We start from the raw sequence: 15,736 nt of genomic DNA on the forward strand, positions 1-15,736 counted from the left end.
ATGTCTAGCTTGTTTGGTCATGTTGACCACTCATTATACTCAAATGGGATGACGTTTTTACGTCGTCCTATGGTACAAAATATTAACGCGATTGAAGCCGATGTAGTAGTACTAGGCTTACCGTTTGATTTAGCCACCTCTGGGCGCCCTGGTGCCCGCTTGGGGCCAGATGCAATTCGCAGAGCGTCGGTGCATTTAGCATGGGAAGATACTAAATATCCGTGGACGTTTCCTTTGTTTGAACGGCTAAAAGTAGCGGATGCTGGCGATTTTACCTATCCGGTAGGCGATCCTGAGTATTTTACTGCCCAGCTAGAAATGGCGGCAGAGCAAATACTTCGCCAAGGTAAAACATTATTAGGCTTAGGTGGCGATCATTTCGTAACGTTACCGCTGTTGCGCGCACATGCAAAAATTCATGGAAAAATGGCGTTAGTGCATTTCGATGCGCATACCGACACCTACAGTAATGGGTCGCGTTTTGATCACGGTACTATGTTTTATCATGCGCCAATGGAAGGGTTGATTGATGTTAATCACAGTATTCAGCTCGGCATTCGTACCGACTTTGATCAAAGCAAGCATGAGTTTGCAGTGATTGATGCTATGCAAGCCAATGATCTTCATGCGAATGATATTGCAGCGCAGATTATTGAGCGAGTGGGCGATTTACCGGTTTACTTAACCTTTGATATAGATTGTTTAGACCCTGCCTTTGCGCCAGGTACAGGTACACCTGTATGTGGTGGTTTAACTTCTGATAAAGTGCTGAAAATTTTACGTGCACTCAAAGGCATTAATATGGTGGGTATGGATGTAGTTGAAGTATCGCCTTCTTATGACCAAAGTGAGCTCACCGCCATTGCCGCAGCAACGATTGCCAGTGAATTATTGCATTTGTGGGCACTTAAGCATGAATATTAGTATGTTTTAATGTAGCTCAAAAAAGCGCCAATTTGGCGCTTTTTTTGTATAAAAATAAGAGTACTATGAAAACTGCATATTGTGCTTTTTAGCATAAATAAAAAACACCGGAATTTCGATTATTATGTAAGTTAAAAAAGTAAACCAAAACCAATTAACTTCAAATAGTAACCAGCTAAATTGTACGCCCGAGTTGTAATAAAGGCGAGATGCAATTAATAGCGTAATGCCTGTTGCAAATAAATCTTGTACCGATACCTTTTTAAAGCTGCTGCCTGCAAAGCGCGGATAAATAAACCCGTAGCCAAGCGTTATCATAATGATGACTAATAACAATAAATTCAGTTCAGGGGTCATAGTGGTTTATATTGCCTCGCATATTCTATTCGCTCTTGAGAGCTTGGGTGCGTTGATAAATACTTTAACCAAGTATCATCAAGGGTCGCCTCTTGTGCTTTTAAATTATTTTCCAGTGCTTCAATTGCATCAGCAAAGTCGTGGTTAGAATAGCCTAATTTTAAAAGATTTTTAATAGCATATTCATCGGCCTCTTGTTCCATATCTCGTGAAAACGCTTGTTGTAAAAAAGATGAACCAGAGCCAAGCACGACCTCTAATATCCCTTCTAAATCACCAAAAATAACTGCAAATACAACGGTGCTCGCTGCAGCTTGTGCTGCAAGGCGAATGCTGTGATGGTGCTGAACATGACCAATTTCATGAAGTAAAATAGCACGCAGGGCATCAGGTTCATTCTTTAATAGCTCAACAAGTTCGTCAGTCACAACAACCCGCCCATTAGGAAGAGCAAACGCATTAGCTGAAAAATAATCTGACTGATAAAAAGAGAGTTTAAATTTTGCACTGTCTAAATTGAGTGAGTTAAGCATTAAACGCCATTGTTGCTGTATTTCTGATTGCTTATTAGTAGAAAGTTGAGAAGGTTCTAATGCGACTTTTTCTATCACACTGAGCGTTTGCTCTCCCATCGTTTCAATTGTCGAGGCAGGTGCTAAGTTAACGCTATAAACGGCTACTGATGGTATTAAGCGGTATAAAATTAACCAAAGCAATAGGGGAATTAGCAGCACGGATGCAACAATAAGAATCTTATTTTTTTCTAAGCGTTCACTGAGTCCATGCTTTTTAAGCGCGAATGGCCACCTAAATTCTACATCTTGAGGAATAAATCGCCCACCATCAGCAAAATTTAACTCTGATGCCATGCCAGGTAACGGGCTATCAAGTTGGCAATCGTCTATTGTTGATGAAAGTAACGTCGTATTCTCAGAGTCAACAAGTGTTATTTGCTCATGGGAAAGGTGTGCATAGCTTTTAATATGCTGGCTGCTATTAGGGTAATAATAACAGCCAAAAATAGGATAATTACTCATTAGGTGAGTGAAATATCAATATCAAACACATTGGCAGCTTCTTCAGCAAATGATGACTGCTCATTTTGTGCAACATCAATCAACGAAAGTGCGCCGCTATAAATAGTGACTTCTGTAACTGATGCTAATAGCTTTGCTCTGCGTACTTTAGCCCAAGGGTAGGCAAGTCCTAAGGTAAATATAATTGCCAGTACATTGGTAAATAGTAAGATGGCATAGTCAATGGCTTTTAAGTTCGAATCAAAGGTAGCGACTTCTGTAAATTCACTGTTATTAAAAATATGATTTCGAATAAGCGAATGATAAACAGCGCCTACCAGTGTTAAAAACGCAACATACAACGCAGCAATTAATAGCGGCACTACAATTGTCGAAAGGCTAAAGTTTTGTGTGTTTAAGTTATCGATAGTTAAGGCACTTGCACCAGCAAAGAAGCCAAAAATAACTAAGCCACCTATTGCAACTCCTAGGGTAATAAGTGCTGCGATGTAATAGCGTTCGCCCTGAAGATTTACTGTAAGTGGTTTATTTCCATAGCTGATGTTTTCATGCATATATTGATCAATTCGCTTTAATACATACGGCAGTAATAGGTGTAATGTGAATACACTTGCAATAGGCAATAAAACAAAGTTAATAAATGCATCGCCGTAATTACCTGAAAAAGCAAAGCGTACATTACGATGGCGGGTCATACGCATGTTAAAGCGCAAACCTTGGTTAATGATCCATGGCAACAAAAATAAAAAACCAATAGCAAATAAAAGGCCTATCGCCGGTGCGAGGCTGCTTAGTATGGTGTAAATTAAAAACACGATTACCGCTAAAATGCGGCCTTTTAGAATTTGTATAGGAGTGGCTAGGTAGTCAAAGCTATGACCGTCGATACGCGTATGACCGTAAAAATAACGGTAGGTGCGTACTTTTGCCCATGCAGAATAAATTCCTAAAGTAATAATACTTAGCAGTATATTGACACTCCATATGCCAAAAAATTCGCCGCTTTTGCCGCTAAATTGTACTTTACCGCTAAAAATAGAGGAGGGTGTTTGGTTTGACTCAGATGAAGTTGGGTGTATTGATTCCATTTAAAAAAAGTCCTTGTAATTTTTTGTAAATTTACCCTTTTTAGAGAATAAAAACAATCTTTATGATTAGCTAGCTGATTGTAAGTAGGCTAATTTTATTGCTTTTGCTGTTTATAGGGCTGCACTTTAAGTCTCCTCTGGTATACTGTGCAGATAATTTAACGGGGCTGACATGATTTCAAAAAACCAACTTAAACTAATTCGCCAGCTTGGCCAAAAGAAGTACCGCAAGCAACTTAATCAATATCTTGTACAAGGCGAAAAAAACGTATTGGAGTTATTAAATAGCCCATTAAAAGTAACCGATGTGTTTGCAACGCAAAACTTTATTGATACTAACCAAGCGGCATACCCCAATACGCATTTTATTGTTGCTGATGAAGAGCAGCTAACAAAGGCCAGTACTTTGGTAAGTAATAATGCGGCGATTGCAATTGTTGATATGCCAAGCACCACATTACCTGATGAAAGCAGCTTAATATTGGCCTTAGATGGAGTGTCTGATCCGGGTAATTTAGGTACCATCATTCGCGTGGCTGATTGGTACGGTATAAAACACATTGTTGCCAGCACTGACAGTGCCGATCCGTATAACCCAAAAACAATTAGCGCCACTATGGGGTCATTTGTTCGTGTATCGGTAAGCCAAGTTGATTTACCTGGCTATTTAACATCTTTGGATGTGCCTATCTATGGTGCATTTTTAGAGGGCAAGAATGTTCATCACTGCCAGTTTGCTGGGAAAGGGGTGTTATTGATGGGCAGCGAGTCACATGGTATACGTCAGCAGTGCGCAGCGCTGGTAACAAATAAAATTACCATCCCTGCCTTTGGTGGTGCTGAATCGCTTAACGTGGCAATGGCAACGGGCATTATTTTAGATAACTTTAAACGCCAAGCTTAACCTTTTGCCTAAAAATAGGTTAAATTGTAACAACTAACAAAAATAATAAAAATTGGTAAAACAAACAGATGCGCTTAAGCACTATAAAATTAGCGGGCTTTAAATCCTTTGTAGAGCCCACTAAAATTCCATTTCCGGATCAAATGACGTGTGTTGTCGGCCCTAACGGCTGTGGCAAATCAAATGTCATTGATGCGGTGCGATGGGTGCTTGGTGAAAGCTCAGCTAAAAATTTACGTGGCGATGCCATGACGGATGTTATTTTTAATGGCTCCACTAACCGCAAGCCCATCTCACAAGCTTCTGTTGAACTCATATTTGATAATACCCAAGGTAAATTACCCAATACCTTTGCTGATCGTAACCAAGTGGCTATTAAGCGTTTGGTAACTCGCGATGGCCAATCGCTGTACTTTTTAAATGGTAGCAAATGCCGCAAACGTGATATTACCGATATATTTTTAGGCACTGGGCTTGGGCCGCGTAGTTACGCCATTATAGAACAAGGCATGATCTCGCGTTTAATTGAGAGCAAACCGCAAGAGCTGCGTGTTTTTTTAGAAGAAGCGGCTGGGGTCTCTAAATACAAAGAGCGCCGCCGTGAAACACAAACCCGCATAAAGAGCACCCGAGAAAACCTAGAGCGACTCCTCGATGTTCGCCAAGAGTTACAAAACCAGCTTGATAAACTTGCAGTACAGTCGGTTGATGCTAAAAAATATCGCGAATTTAAAACCCAAGAACGCACTTTAAAGGGGCAAATAGCGGTATTAAAATGGCAAAAGCTGCATCAGCAACAAGTTGATAAAAGCGCACAAATAAAAAAACTGGATGAACAAATCAGCTTTTTTAAAACGGCGCATTCAGGCCATGATGATGTTCTGGCAAGTCTTGAAGCTCAAGTACAAGTTCAGCAAGATAAACTTAATGATGCACAGCAACAGCAGCACCATACACATACCGAATTGACTCGCAGTGAACAGCAGGCAATTAGTATTAAACAACAAACGCTGTCACTGAAACAAAATTTAGCCAAGTTAGAGCAACAAAAAAATCAAAGTGAAGAAGTAAAAACGCAGCAACAAAGTCTCTGCCAAGAGTTAGATGACAGCTTACAACAGGCTGTAGAGCATAACTTAATGTGTAGCGAGCAGGTTATAGAGCTTAGCGATGAGGTTAATCGGCTGCTGGAGATTAAAAATGCTGACACATCACACTGGCAATCACTAACAGAAGATTATCAACAATTGCATAATCAGCAGTTAGCGCATACCAACGCAGTAAAACATACAGAACAGAAAATCAGTTATGTTAAGCAACAACTAATGCAGCTTGATGAGCAAATAGATGAGTTAAAACGCAGTGAGATAGAGCAGCAATTAACTCAGCAACAACAGCACAGACAAGCCCTGACTGAGCAGCTAGCGAAAGCGCAAACGGCTCACAGTAAAGGCCAAACTGCGCAAACTGCTCAGCAGCAACAGCTAGATGATGCACAGCAAGATTGGCAGCATTTATCTCAGCAAGTAAATGAATTAAAAGCCGGTATAGCGGGGCTACAAACTACTCTTGGGCTTGAAAAAAGCAGCGATGAAAGTTTAACCTTATTTAAGCAGTTAACTGTTCAGTCGGGTTATGAGTTTTTAGTCGAGCAGGCGCTGTCATCACTTGAGCATATTCATATATCACAAGGTAAAGCAGAAAATAGCACGTGGGAAATTTCATCGCAGTCTGCAGCTAAGCACAGTATTGCCGCGTTTATTACCTCAGGCGTGTATCCTGAGTTATTAAATCATATTTCTTATGATGAAGCCGGCGATATAAGCGCACTTAACGACAATAGTTATATTGCGGTTATAGATAAGCAAGGGGCATTACACGGTCGAAACTGGCATGTAAGTGGCGATAAAAATGCAGAAAATTCCTTATTATTAATGCACAAAAAACTCAAGCAGCAAGAAACCTTACTTGAGCAACAACAACAGGCATTGACGAACGCACACTCCACACTTGAAGATCATCAAGCGCAAGCTGCATTAATAACCGAGCAGCAAAATGAGCGCAAAGACACTATTCACCAATTAGCACAACAACTTGCTGTAGCAACAACGCGTGGCGATATGCTTAAAGCGCAAGCTGATCAGCATCTGCAGCAGCTAACAAAATTACAACAACAGCGTCTGCCTCTGCTAGAGCAACAACAGCAGTTAAGCGAATTATTGAGCGAAGAGCTCGATAAAAATGAACAGCTTGCACAGCAGTTACAGGCCTTAGCTGAAGAGCTTAACCAAGCCGATAGCACACGAATAAATAGTGATGAGCGTTACAAACAAGCTTTGAATAATGCTGAACAATATAAAACACTAGCGCATCAGGCAAACCTTAATGAGCAAAAAGCACGAAGTGAATGGCAGCTCAGTCAAACAAAACTGAGTCATGCTGTACAGGCGTTTACTAGTGCCGAAGAGGGTGCGCAAGAGATAATAGAGCAGATTGAAGCGTTACTTATTCCTGAGCAAGAGCTTGCACTAAGTATTGAGCAATTATTAGTACAGCACCAACAAGGCGAACAAACCCTTGTGGATATTCAGCAGCAGTTAGCTCAAGCAAAACAAGAATTACAAAACAAACAAGCGAGTTTAAAAACGTCACAAGCTGAGCTGGTGGCATTGCAAGATCAGCATCAAAAGCTGAGTATTGAAGAGCAAAGCTTACTAATAAAAGCGCAAGCGGTACTAGAGCCACTTAGTGAGCTTAATCAAAATTTAAAACAGGTATTAGCAGAGCTTCCTGCAGAGTTGTCATTAAATGCGGCGCAAAGTCAACTTGCTGGAGTAAGTAATCAGCTAGAGCAATTAGGAGCCGTTAACCTTGCAGCTATTGATGAGTTTGAACAAGCGAAGCAAAGAAGTGATTATTTAAATAATCAGCTGGACGATTTAACCCAAGCATTAACAGCTTTAGAAGGCGCTATTCATAAAATAGATCGTGAAACAAAAACGCGCTTTAAGTCTACGTTTGATCAGGTAAATCACGATTTTGGCCAGCTTTTCCCCAAAGTGTTTGGCGGCGGCAGTGCTTACTTAGAATTAACCAGTGACGATTTACTCGAAAGTGGTGTTAGTATAATGGCAAGGCCACCAGGTAAAAAAAATTCGACAATTCATTTGTTAAGTGGTGGAGAAAAAGCGCTGAGCGCATTATCATTGGTGTTTTCTATATTCAGGCTCAATCCAGCTCCATTCTGTATGCTGGACGAGGTAGATGCTCCATTAGATGATGCCAATGTGGTTCGTTTTTGCCGTTTGGTTGAAGAAATGTCACAATCTGTGCAGTTTATTTATATTAGTCATAATAAAATTGCAATGGAAATGGCGGGTAGATTAACGGGTGTAACCATGGCAGAGCCCGGCGTGTCGCGCATGGTTGCTGTGGATATTGAACAAGCGGTGCAACTTGCACATGCATAATTTTATAGTCATTTGCTGGTTATTTTAGGTAAAATGATGGCTGTTAGGCATATTAATAATAAAAGGTGAGGGGATGGCCGAAGAATTAAGATGGGTTTTAATTGTGATCAGTGTATTTGTCATTGGTGGCTTATTAATACACGGTTTGTGGTCAGTAAGAAAAAAAGAGAATGCTGAACTCCCTGCAAATGAGCGAGTCGAGCCTGTTCAAGAACAGCAGCCTTCATCTGTACATACTGAGCCACAAGAGCCAACGTTAGCGCAACGAGAAGAGCCACAAATGAGCGAGTTAAACTTCAGCGCTGATGAACCACAGATAGACGAAAGTCCAGTAAATACACCTATCGAGGATGACCTTGAAGTGGTAACAGAAGAGGCCGCAGACACACAACAAGATGCCCCTAAAGACGTTGCAGACTTTGTCATTGTGCATATTCAAATGCCAGAAGGGCTCACTATGCAAGGCAGTAAATTACTGCCTGCTGTTAACACGCTAGGTTTTAAATATTCAGAAGAAGGCTTTTTTAATCGCCACCTAGACCCAGCAGGCCAAGGGCCGGTGTTATTTAGGCTGGTGAATATGTATAACCCAGGCACGTTCGATATTGATAATATGGAACAATTTAGCACCGCTGGGGTGAGCTTATTTATGACTCTGCCATGCGATGGCGACGGTTTAGCCGCGTTTAACATGCTGCACAGCGCCGCTAAAAAAATAGCGGATGAATTTGGTGCCGATATTTTAGATGCAGAGCGAAATGTAATGACGGTAGAGCGTATTCGTCAATATGTTGAACAGGTTCGCGCATTTTCTGCGTAACATACGCATAAGTTAAATTTTGTAAGCCACTGGGCGTTCACTCGTCAAAGTGGCTTTTTTTATGTTTTTTGAGGTCTACATGACAAGCAGCATTAGTGAGCAAATTAATCATCTTCGTACCACGCTTGAGCAACACAATTATAGTTATTATGTGCTTGATACACCCAGCATACCTGATGCCGAATATGACCGCTTGTTACGGACACTAAGTGAATTAGAAACCCAGCACCCTGAGTTTTTAACAGCCGATTCACCCACTCAAAAAGTTGGAGGAGCGGCGCTTGCCAAGTTTGAGCAAGTAGCGCACCAAGTGCCTATGTTATCGCTTGATAACGCCTTTGGTGAGGATGAATTTAGCGGTTTTAATCGTCGTATTAAAGAGCGCTTAATGAGCACTGAGGAGCTTACATTTTGCTGTGAGCCTAAACTGGATGGTTTAGCGGTATCGATTATTTATCGCGATGGAGTACTGGTTCAAGCGGCGACCCGTGGCGATGGTTTTACTGGCGAAAATATTACTCAAAATGTAAAAACAATCCGTAATGTGCCATTAAAATTGCGCGGTGATGATTACCCTCGTGAACTTGAAGTGCGCGGTGAGGTATTTATGGATAGCGCGGGCTTTGAAAAATTAAATGCAGAGGCAGAAAAACGTGGCGATAAAGTCTTTGTTAATCCACGTAATGCGGCGGCAGGAAGTTTACGCCAGCTCGACTCAAAAATTACCGCAAAACGCCCATTGATGTTTTATGCCTACAGCACCGGATTAGTTGCCGATGGCACCTTACCTGAAGATCACTACCAGCAACTTGCTAAGCTTACCGATTGGGGATTACCGCTGTGTCCAGAAACCAAATTAGTTGAAGGCCCAAAGGCTGCGCTTGCCTATTACAATGACATTTTAACGCGTCGTAGCGAGCTAAAATATGAAATAGATGGCGTAGTAATAAAGGTAAATAAAAAAGCCTTACAAGAACGCTTAGGCTTTGTAGCTCGTGCACCGCGTTGGGCAATCGCTTATAAATTTCCGGCGCAAGAAGAAATAACGCAATTATTAGATGTTGAATTTCAAGTAGGGCGCACAGGGGCAATTACTCCCGTAGCACGACTAGAGCCGGTATTTGTTGGGGGTGTTACGGTATCAAATGCAACGCTGCATAATGCCGACGAAATAGCTCGTTTAGGCGTTAAAGTGGGCGATACTGTGATTATTCGCCGCGCAGGGGATGTTATCCCGCAAATTACTCAAGTGGTACTTGAGCAACGCCCAAGCGATGCAAAAGAGATTGTCTTTCCAACTATGTGCCCAATTTGTGACTCGCATATTGAACGGGTTGAAGGTGAAGCCGTTGCACGTTGTACCGGTGGCTTAGTATGCCAAGCACAGCGTAAACAAGCGATTAAGCATTTTGCATCGCGTAAGGCATTAGATATTGACGGCTTGGGCGACAAAATTGTTGATCAATTAGTTGACCGAGAGCTGATCAAAACCCCGGCTGATTTATTTATTTTAAAGCAGGGACATTTTGAATCACTTGAACGAATGGGGCCAAAATCAGCAAAAAACTTAGTTGCCGCACTTGATGATGCAAAAACGACTACCTTAGCAAAGTTTTTATATTCACTGGGTATCCGTGAAGTCGGTGAGGCAACCGCGCAAAACTTAGCTAATCATTTTTTAACGCTTGAAAACGTAATCGATGCCAGCATTGAACAGCTGATTGAAGTAAGCGATGTAGGTGAAATAGTGGCAAAGCACGTGCGTGGCTTTTTTACTGAAGAGCATAATTTAACCGTGGTGAACGAATTAATAGCCCAAGGCATTAACTGGCCACAGTTAACAGCGCCATCAGAGCAAGAACAACCGCTAGCGGGTTTAACTTATGTGCTAACTGGGACGCTTAATACGCTTAATCGCAATGATGCGAAAGCGCGCCTACAACAATTAGGTGCCAAGGTATCTGGCAGTGTTTCAGCCAAAACGGATGCGCTAGTGGCGGGCGAAAAAGCCGGCTCTAAACTAACTAAAGCGCAAGAACTCGGTATAGAAATACTGACAGAGGATGATTTAATTACTTTGTTAGAGACTCATAATGGCTAGTTTTACAAATATACTTAATACCTTGTTAATTGACCTAGGCCAGTGGCTACAAGGCTATTTACCGCATTTATCATTGCTTTTGATGGTGTGCTTAGTGTCGCTTTATGCGGATGACATTTTAAAGCTCACCAAAGGCGTGGTAGCTAGGCGTCACTTTATTATAAGAGTGGCATGTTTTGTGTTGATCACCGCGTTTGGGTTTGGTTTATTAGTGGTGTGGTTAAGCCCATTACTAACTAAAGCTTTACTGTTTTTTGGTACTAAGTGGTTGGGGCTCACATTATTAGCTGCATTTTTTATTTTGGGCACTATTGCCGATAGGAAAAACCAGTTGTGAGCCGTTATGGACCTGAATATTGGGATAAATATGGCAGCTATCGTACGCCAATAGCGTTTCATTTGAGTATTTTAGTGTTACTGCGGGCCTATTTTATTTGGGTGATTGCCGCGCTGAGCCGTCGTCCTGAACTTGATCTAATGTCATTGTTTTTTAAATCAAAAAATGATTTTTTTATTGCCATAGCAATTGGTGCCGTGGCAATTGTACCCACTATTTTGTTTTGTTTACGCAGACCCAGAGACTCGCATCAAGCTACGAAACGGTTAGCGCGTATTTGGCGATACATGCGTTGGCCGCTTATTGCTTGCGCGCTAATAGACTTGTCGTGGTTAAGTATCCAGGCGGCCCATAGTCATTATCGCTTTTCACTGTTTTTAGCCATACAAATGGTGATTGTATTGTGGGTATTGCTGTATTTGGCAAAAAGTCGTTATTTAAGTGTTTTTTTTCGTGATTGGCCTGAGCCGACAGAAAAAGCAACCGATAAAAAGTAAGAGATTATGCACACTATTAATAAAAAAATAGCGCAAGTAGTGGCCTTTATAGGGCTGATTATTATCTGCGTTGGCTATTTTTTATCATTAGGCGAACATATTTGGTTTAAAGGGATATTGCTATTGTGGATAGTGGTATTTTGTTCGTGCTGTTACCGGTTAACGCCGTTATTTAAAATGCGTAACCCACTGCATAACTTTATCCAGCGTGATGCGCAGCATTTGTTTGTTTTTAGTTTAACCGGGTTGTTTGATAAAAAGAATGGCCCGCATTGGTTAGTCATCAGCAATATTGAGTCAATAGAGATAAAAGACGATGAGCTAATAGTGCATAGTAATAATGACAGGCAATTAAGCGTGAGTATTCCTGGTAGTCAAGCTCAATTACACGCTTATGTAAGCCGTATACTTACAGCAACAGAGAAGCACCGTATAGTGTTTAAATAGCGTTGATCGTGGTATTAGCCACGGACGTAATGATAGGCTGTCAGCCAATGCTTTTGGCTCAGTATGAAGCAAATTAATAACGCAATGAGGTTGTTATGTTGAAATGGAACGATATTGTTAATTTTGCCAACCATGGCAATCCGACACCGGTTCAAAAAGTAGTTAAAACAGATCAGCAATGGCGTGAACTGTTAAACGAAGAGCAATATTACGTGACCCGTAAAAAAGGCACAGAGCGACCAAATAGTTCAACTAGTTGCACACTATTAGAACCGGGGAAGTACGTATGTGTGTGTTGTGACAACCTACTGTTTGATGCGGATGAAAAGTTTGATAGTGGCACAGGATGGCCTTCATTTACACAACCTGCAACGGTTGATGCGATAGGATATGTAATGGATAACAGCCATGGCATGGAGCGAGTTGAGGTTGTTTGTAATGTGTGTGATGCGCACTTAGGGCATATTTTCCCTGATGGCCCACTTCCTTCCGGCTTGCGCTACTGTGTAAACGCACTGGCAATGAAAAAGCTCTAGGGCCTGTTGGCCTTTCAAGGTTAAATTTGCATCAGTCTGTTTGGTATTTAGGCAAGGCAGAGCCTATGTGGTGTGGTTATTCCCCATAAATGGGCGATAACGTAGCATCAATTCCAAACAGGCGCTGCCCAAAGGGTTCTGCCAAGGGACGATTAACTCTTTGTTGCCTACATGGATGTAGGTAAGGGGCGTGAGCAGGACGCGGAAGCTTTGCTAGGCTTTTACTTATTCTTACATGGATGTAAGCCAGTAGAATAACGCAGGAGCAGTTATCGAGCCCACTAGGTTACAAACCTCACGCCGCGATTAAATCGTCCCTTGCTTGAACAAGTTTTAATCCGCAAATGTCAACAGGCCCTAGCTAATCTCTAGTTTCATTTCTTTAGCAATCTGAAGTAGTTTATCGAACCGCTCTGATTGCTCTTCTGCTAAGGGTGATTTTTTTAATAGTTTAAAGCACTTTTGAGCCAATAGACTATTGAAAGAGCCCCCCTGTTTTTTTGATTTATCCACTAAACACTGTAATAAGTTAAGCGCAATACTTGGGTTGTGTGGCATGACCCTAAAGGCTTGACTGAATGCCTCTAAAGCAACATTTAACTGGCCACGCTCAAACTGTTTAACTGCATGATTGTTAAGTTCCTTCGGCCCCATTTTAATATCACGTCTTTCACTTTGCTGTTGCTGTATATAACGCAAGTACGTCGCGTCGCTCCTACTTGGGTGGCGTTCGCAATGATCAATAATTTGGCTAAATAGCGCTTGCGCCTTCTGATGAAAACCTAATTCATGTAATGCTTTTGCTTTATCTAGGGCACCATCGACTGAACGTATTTGAGTATCGCTGTCATCAAGTTGTTCAATCAACTGTTTCGCTTTTTTATGTTCATCTTTTAAATAATAAAGGCGCGCATTGAGCACATCGATTTGAGTTTGTGCATTACTGGTTGGGAATTGTGTTTTTAGCTCATTAATATATTTATTTGTTTGACGGGAAATTCTGTTTATTTGATCACTTTGATCTGTGGTTAGTGCAAAATCAATCCCAGCACGAGCGGCATTTAAATAAATGTCTGGGCTATCATGCATAGAGTACTTAGCAAAAGTGGCAATATCCTTTTGAGTTAAGTAGCTGCTTTCATAATCTCTATTAATGAGCGATACGCTGTTCAGTGACTTTTGACGGTCTATATTACGTGGAGCAATATGGGCCGCTTGACTTAAAAACTCTTGAGCTAACTCAAACTGGTTTAGTTTTATTTCTAAACGGCCTAATAAGTCTAATGCAACTAGTCGTGTTTCATTACGTTCAAGCATTGTTTTAAGCATGCGTTGAGCTAAAATATGCTCATTGTTAGCAATTAAGGCTTCTACCAATCCTACTTTTGCCCATGCAAATTTTTGAATATTCAAAACTGATTTAAAAAAGTCTTTCGCTTCTTGGTTTTGTTTTAGCGCCAGTAAAATATTACCTTTTAATCTAAGCAGAATAGGGCTGTATTTATTACTTTTATCAAGCTGAGCATTAATTTGTTTTAATGCTTTAGACTGGTTATCGTCATCAATTAAAGTGTATATAGCTTTTAAGTCGCTTTTGCGTTTGAGAATACGCTCTATGCGCACTCTTAGCTCTTGTACAGAGAAAGGTTTTACTAAAAAGTCATCGGGTTGAAGTTCTAACACACTGTGAACTAACTCTCCGCTAGTTTCCGCAGATGTAAAAATAAACCCAGTAGAGTGTTTTATTAATGCTTTAGCGCGTAATTCTTCATAAAGCTGGTAGCCATCTTGGCGTTTGCTTAGATTAAAAGAGCAAATTACCAAGTCAAATTCTTCATGTAAGCATTGTTCTTTTGCCGCTAGAGCATGATCTGCAAAACGCATATGTCCAAAGCCAATTTTTTCGAGCGACTGTTTCATGTAGCTTTGAGCAAGTGGCTGCTCCTCTACAATCAGTATTTTTGCTTCATTAAAAATATTTTTAGACATTGGCTTAAGCGTAATTGAATTTAACACAGACTATAATCAACAGTTTAGACGCTTACAAGGTAATTTAAAGATTCGCTTCGAAGATGAGAGCTTATTAAGCAAATTAATTCTAAAGGTTTATATTTTTATCTTAAAAGAGCTAAAAACCCATTTAAAGTAAATGGATAGCACGCGTAATAAAGTAAGCTTAAACAAAATGATTTTGGAGATAATAAAACTCGGAAGATAGGTTTTTAGCATGTGATTGGTAATACTGATCTTTTGAAACCAAAGAATTGCTTGATACGAATTTCTAAATGGCAATTAATACTGAACGTGAACTAAAGGAGTGGAAGATAATGAATATTAAAATGGAAGGTGATACTGGAGAATTTAGATTTTTGTAATATGCACCATTCAAAGAATGGTGGGTCGTACTGGACTTGAACCAGTGACCCTCGCCTTGTAAGGGCGATGCTCTCCCAACTGAGCTAACGACCCATATTACAAATTTACACATGTAACTATTTATATAATAAATTTTTATATGTGGTGGGTGATACTGGACTTGAACCAGTGACCCTCGCCTTGTAAGGGCGATGCTCTCCCAACTGAGCTAATCACCCACATATAAATTAAAACGCTACTATTAAAATAAATAGTACTGGACTTTAACCAGTGAACTTCGCCGTTACTTGTAAATAGCGGTGATGCTCTCTTTTTCTAACTGAGCTAATCACCCATTTAGACATCTTGTAATATGCACCATTCAAATAATGGTGGGTCGTACTGGACTTGAACCAGTGACCCTCGCCTTGTAAGGGCGATGCTCTCCCAACTGAGCTAACGACCCATATTACAAATTTAAACATGTAACTATTTATATAATAAGTTTTTATATGTGGTGGGTGATACTGGACTTGAACCAGTGACCCTCGCCTTGTAAGGGCGATGCTCTCCCAACTGAGCTAATCACCCACATATAAATTAATCAAAACTATTATAATAAATAGTACTGGACTTTAACCAGTGAACTTCGCCGTTACTTGTAAATAGCGGTGATGCTCTCATTTCTTGTAACTGAGCTAACGACCCATATTACAAATTCAAAACATGACTATTAATATAATAATAAGTTTTATATGTGGTGGGTGATACTGGACTTGAACCAGTGACCCTCGCCTTGTAAGGGCGATGCTCTCCCAACTGAGCTAATCACCCACATATAAATTAAAACGCTACTATTAAAA

13 protein-coding genes and 5 tRNA genes are annotated in these 15,736 nt (G+C 40.7%); 9 read left to right on the forward strand and 9 right to left on the reverse strand.

Annotated features, from left to right (window positions below):
* The gene (gene speB, locus ND6B_RS06130) at positions 1-924 is read left to right on the forward strand and encodes an agmatinase (protein ID WP_033103813.1); all 924 of its coding nucleotides are present in this window, start codon (positions 1-3) and stop codon (positions 922-924) included.
* A gap of 63 nt (positions 925-987) precedes the next feature.
* On the opposite strand, the gene ND6B_RS06125 is transcribed toward speB, so the two are convergent.
* Genes ND6B_RS06125 through ND6B_RS06115 form a run of 3 tightly spaced genes read right to left on the reverse strand, consistent with a single transcriptional unit; the run spans position 988 to position 3,406 of the window.
* On the reverse strand, positions 988-1,281 hold the full coding sequence (locus tag ND6B_RS06125) for a hypothetical protein (RefSeq protein WP_033103814.1): 294 nt from the start codon (positions 1,279-1,281) through the stop codon (positions 988-990).
* Positions 1,278-2,318, reverse strand: a complete 1,041-nt coding sequence (locus tag ND6B_RS06120) for a M48 family metallopeptidase (RefSeq protein ID WP_033103815.1) — start codon at positions 2,316-2,318, stop codon at positions 1,278-1,280. The genes ND6B_RS06125 and ND6B_RS06120 overlap by 4 nt, the downstream gene beginning before the upstream one ends.
* Positions 2,318-3,406: a YjgN family protein gene (locus ND6B_RS06115; protein ID WP_033103816.1), complete on the reverse strand. Its 1,089-nt coding sequence runs from the start codon at positions 3,404-3,406 to the stop codon at positions 2,318-2,320. Before ND6B_RS06115 ends, ND6B_RS06120 begins: the two co-directional genes overlap by 1 nt.
* Positions 3,407-3,578: 172 nt before the next feature.
* On the opposite strand from ND6B_RS06115, the gene ND6B_RS06110 reads away from it, so the two are divergent.
* From ND6B_RS06110 to msrB, 8 genes are all read left to right on the forward strand, one after another.
* Positions 3,579-4,310 carry a TrmH family RNA methyltransferase gene (locus ND6B_RS06110; protein WP_028834951.1) on the forward strand — a complete coding sequence of 244 codons (732 nt, stop codon included), beginning with the start codon at positions 3,579-3,581 and terminating at the stop codon, positions 4,308-4,310.
* 68 nt (positions 4,311-4,378) lie between these two features.
* Positions 4,379-7,780 carry a chromosome segregation SMC family protein gene (locus ND6B_RS06105; RefSeq protein WP_033103817.1) on the forward strand — a complete coding sequence of 1,134 codons (3,402 nt, stop codon included), beginning with the start codon at positions 4,379-4,381 and terminating at the stop codon, positions 7,778-7,780.
* A 73-nt stretch (positions 7,781-7,853) separates the two neighbouring features.
* On the forward strand, positions 7,854-8,600 hold the full coding sequence (zipA, locus tag ND6B_RS06100; RefSeq protein ID WP_033103818.1) for a cell division protein ZipA: 747 nt from the start codon (positions 7,854-7,856) through the stop codon (positions 8,598-8,600).
* Positions 8,601-8,679: 79 nt separating this feature from the next.
* Positions 8,680-10,701 carry an NAD-dependent DNA ligase LigA gene (ligA, locus tag ND6B_RS06095; protein ID WP_013465303.1) on the forward strand — a complete coding sequence of 674 codons (2,022 nt, stop codon included), beginning with the start codon at positions 8,680-8,682 and terminating at the stop codon, positions 10,699-10,701.
* The gene (locus ND6B_RS06090) at positions 10,694-11,038 is read left to right on the forward strand and encodes a DUF3392 family protein (protein ID WP_013465302.1); all 345 of its coding nucleotides are present in this window, start codon (positions 10,694-10,696) and stop codon (positions 11,036-11,038) included. The genes ligA and ND6B_RS06090 overlap by 8 nt, the downstream gene beginning before the upstream one ends.
* Positions 11,035-11,535, forward strand: a complete 501-nt coding sequence (locus ND6B_RS06085; RefSeq protein ID WP_033103819.1) for a DUF2919 domain-containing protein — start codon at positions 11,035-11,037, stop codon at positions 11,533-11,535. Before ND6B_RS06090 ends, ND6B_RS06085 begins: the two co-directional genes overlap by 4 nt.
* 6 nt (positions 11,536-11,541) lie before the next feature.
* Complete coding sequence (locus tag ND6B_RS06080) at positions 11,542-11,982, forward strand: hypothetical protein (RefSeq protein WP_033103820.1); 441 nt, start codon at positions 11,542-11,544, stop codon at positions 11,980-11,982.
* Positions 11,983-12,077: 95 nt separating this feature from the next.
* A complete protein-coding gene (msrB, locus tag ND6B_RS06075) occupies positions 12,078-12,518 on the forward strand; it encodes a peptide-methionine (R)-S-oxide reductase MsrB (protein ID WP_033103821.1) in 441 nt (146 codons plus the stop codon).
* A 357-nt stretch (positions 12,519-12,875) separates the two neighbouring features.
* Here the strand turns inward: msrB and ND6B_RS06070 are convergent, their stop codons facing one another.
* From ND6B_RS06070 to ND6B_RS06045, 6 genes are all read right to left on the reverse strand, one after another.
* Entirely contained in the window at positions 12,876-14,507 is a 1,632-nt protein-coding gene (locus tag ND6B_RS06070; protein ID WP_033103824.1) for a response regulator, read from the reverse strand.
* A gap of 404 nt (positions 14,508-14,911) precedes the next feature.
* A tRNA-Val gene (locus tag ND6B_RS06065) sits at positions 14,912-14,987 on the reverse strand.
* 49 nt (positions 14,988-15,036) lie between these two features.
* Positions 15,037-15,112: transfer RNA gene (locus tag ND6B_RS06060), tRNA-Val, on the reverse strand.
* Between the two features lie 151 nt (positions 15,113-15,263).
* Positions 15,264-15,339 (reverse strand) — tRNA-Val (locus ND6B_RS06055).
* Between the two features lie 49 nt (positions 15,340-15,388).
* Positions 15,389-15,464 (reverse strand) — tRNA-Val (locus tag ND6B_RS06050).
* Positions 15,465-15,631: 167 nt separating this feature from the next.
* Positions 15,632-15,707 (reverse strand) — tRNA-Val (locus tag ND6B_RS06045).
* Positions 15,708-15,736: the final 29 nt, after the last annotated feature.

Origin of the sequence: Pseudoalteromonas sp. ND6B (assembly GCF_000764215.1) — a bacterium.
Taxonomy (GTDB): domain Bacteria; phylum Pseudomonadota; class Gammaproteobacteria; order Enterobacterales; family Alteromonadaceae; genus Pseudoalteromonas; species Pseudoalteromonas tetraodonis.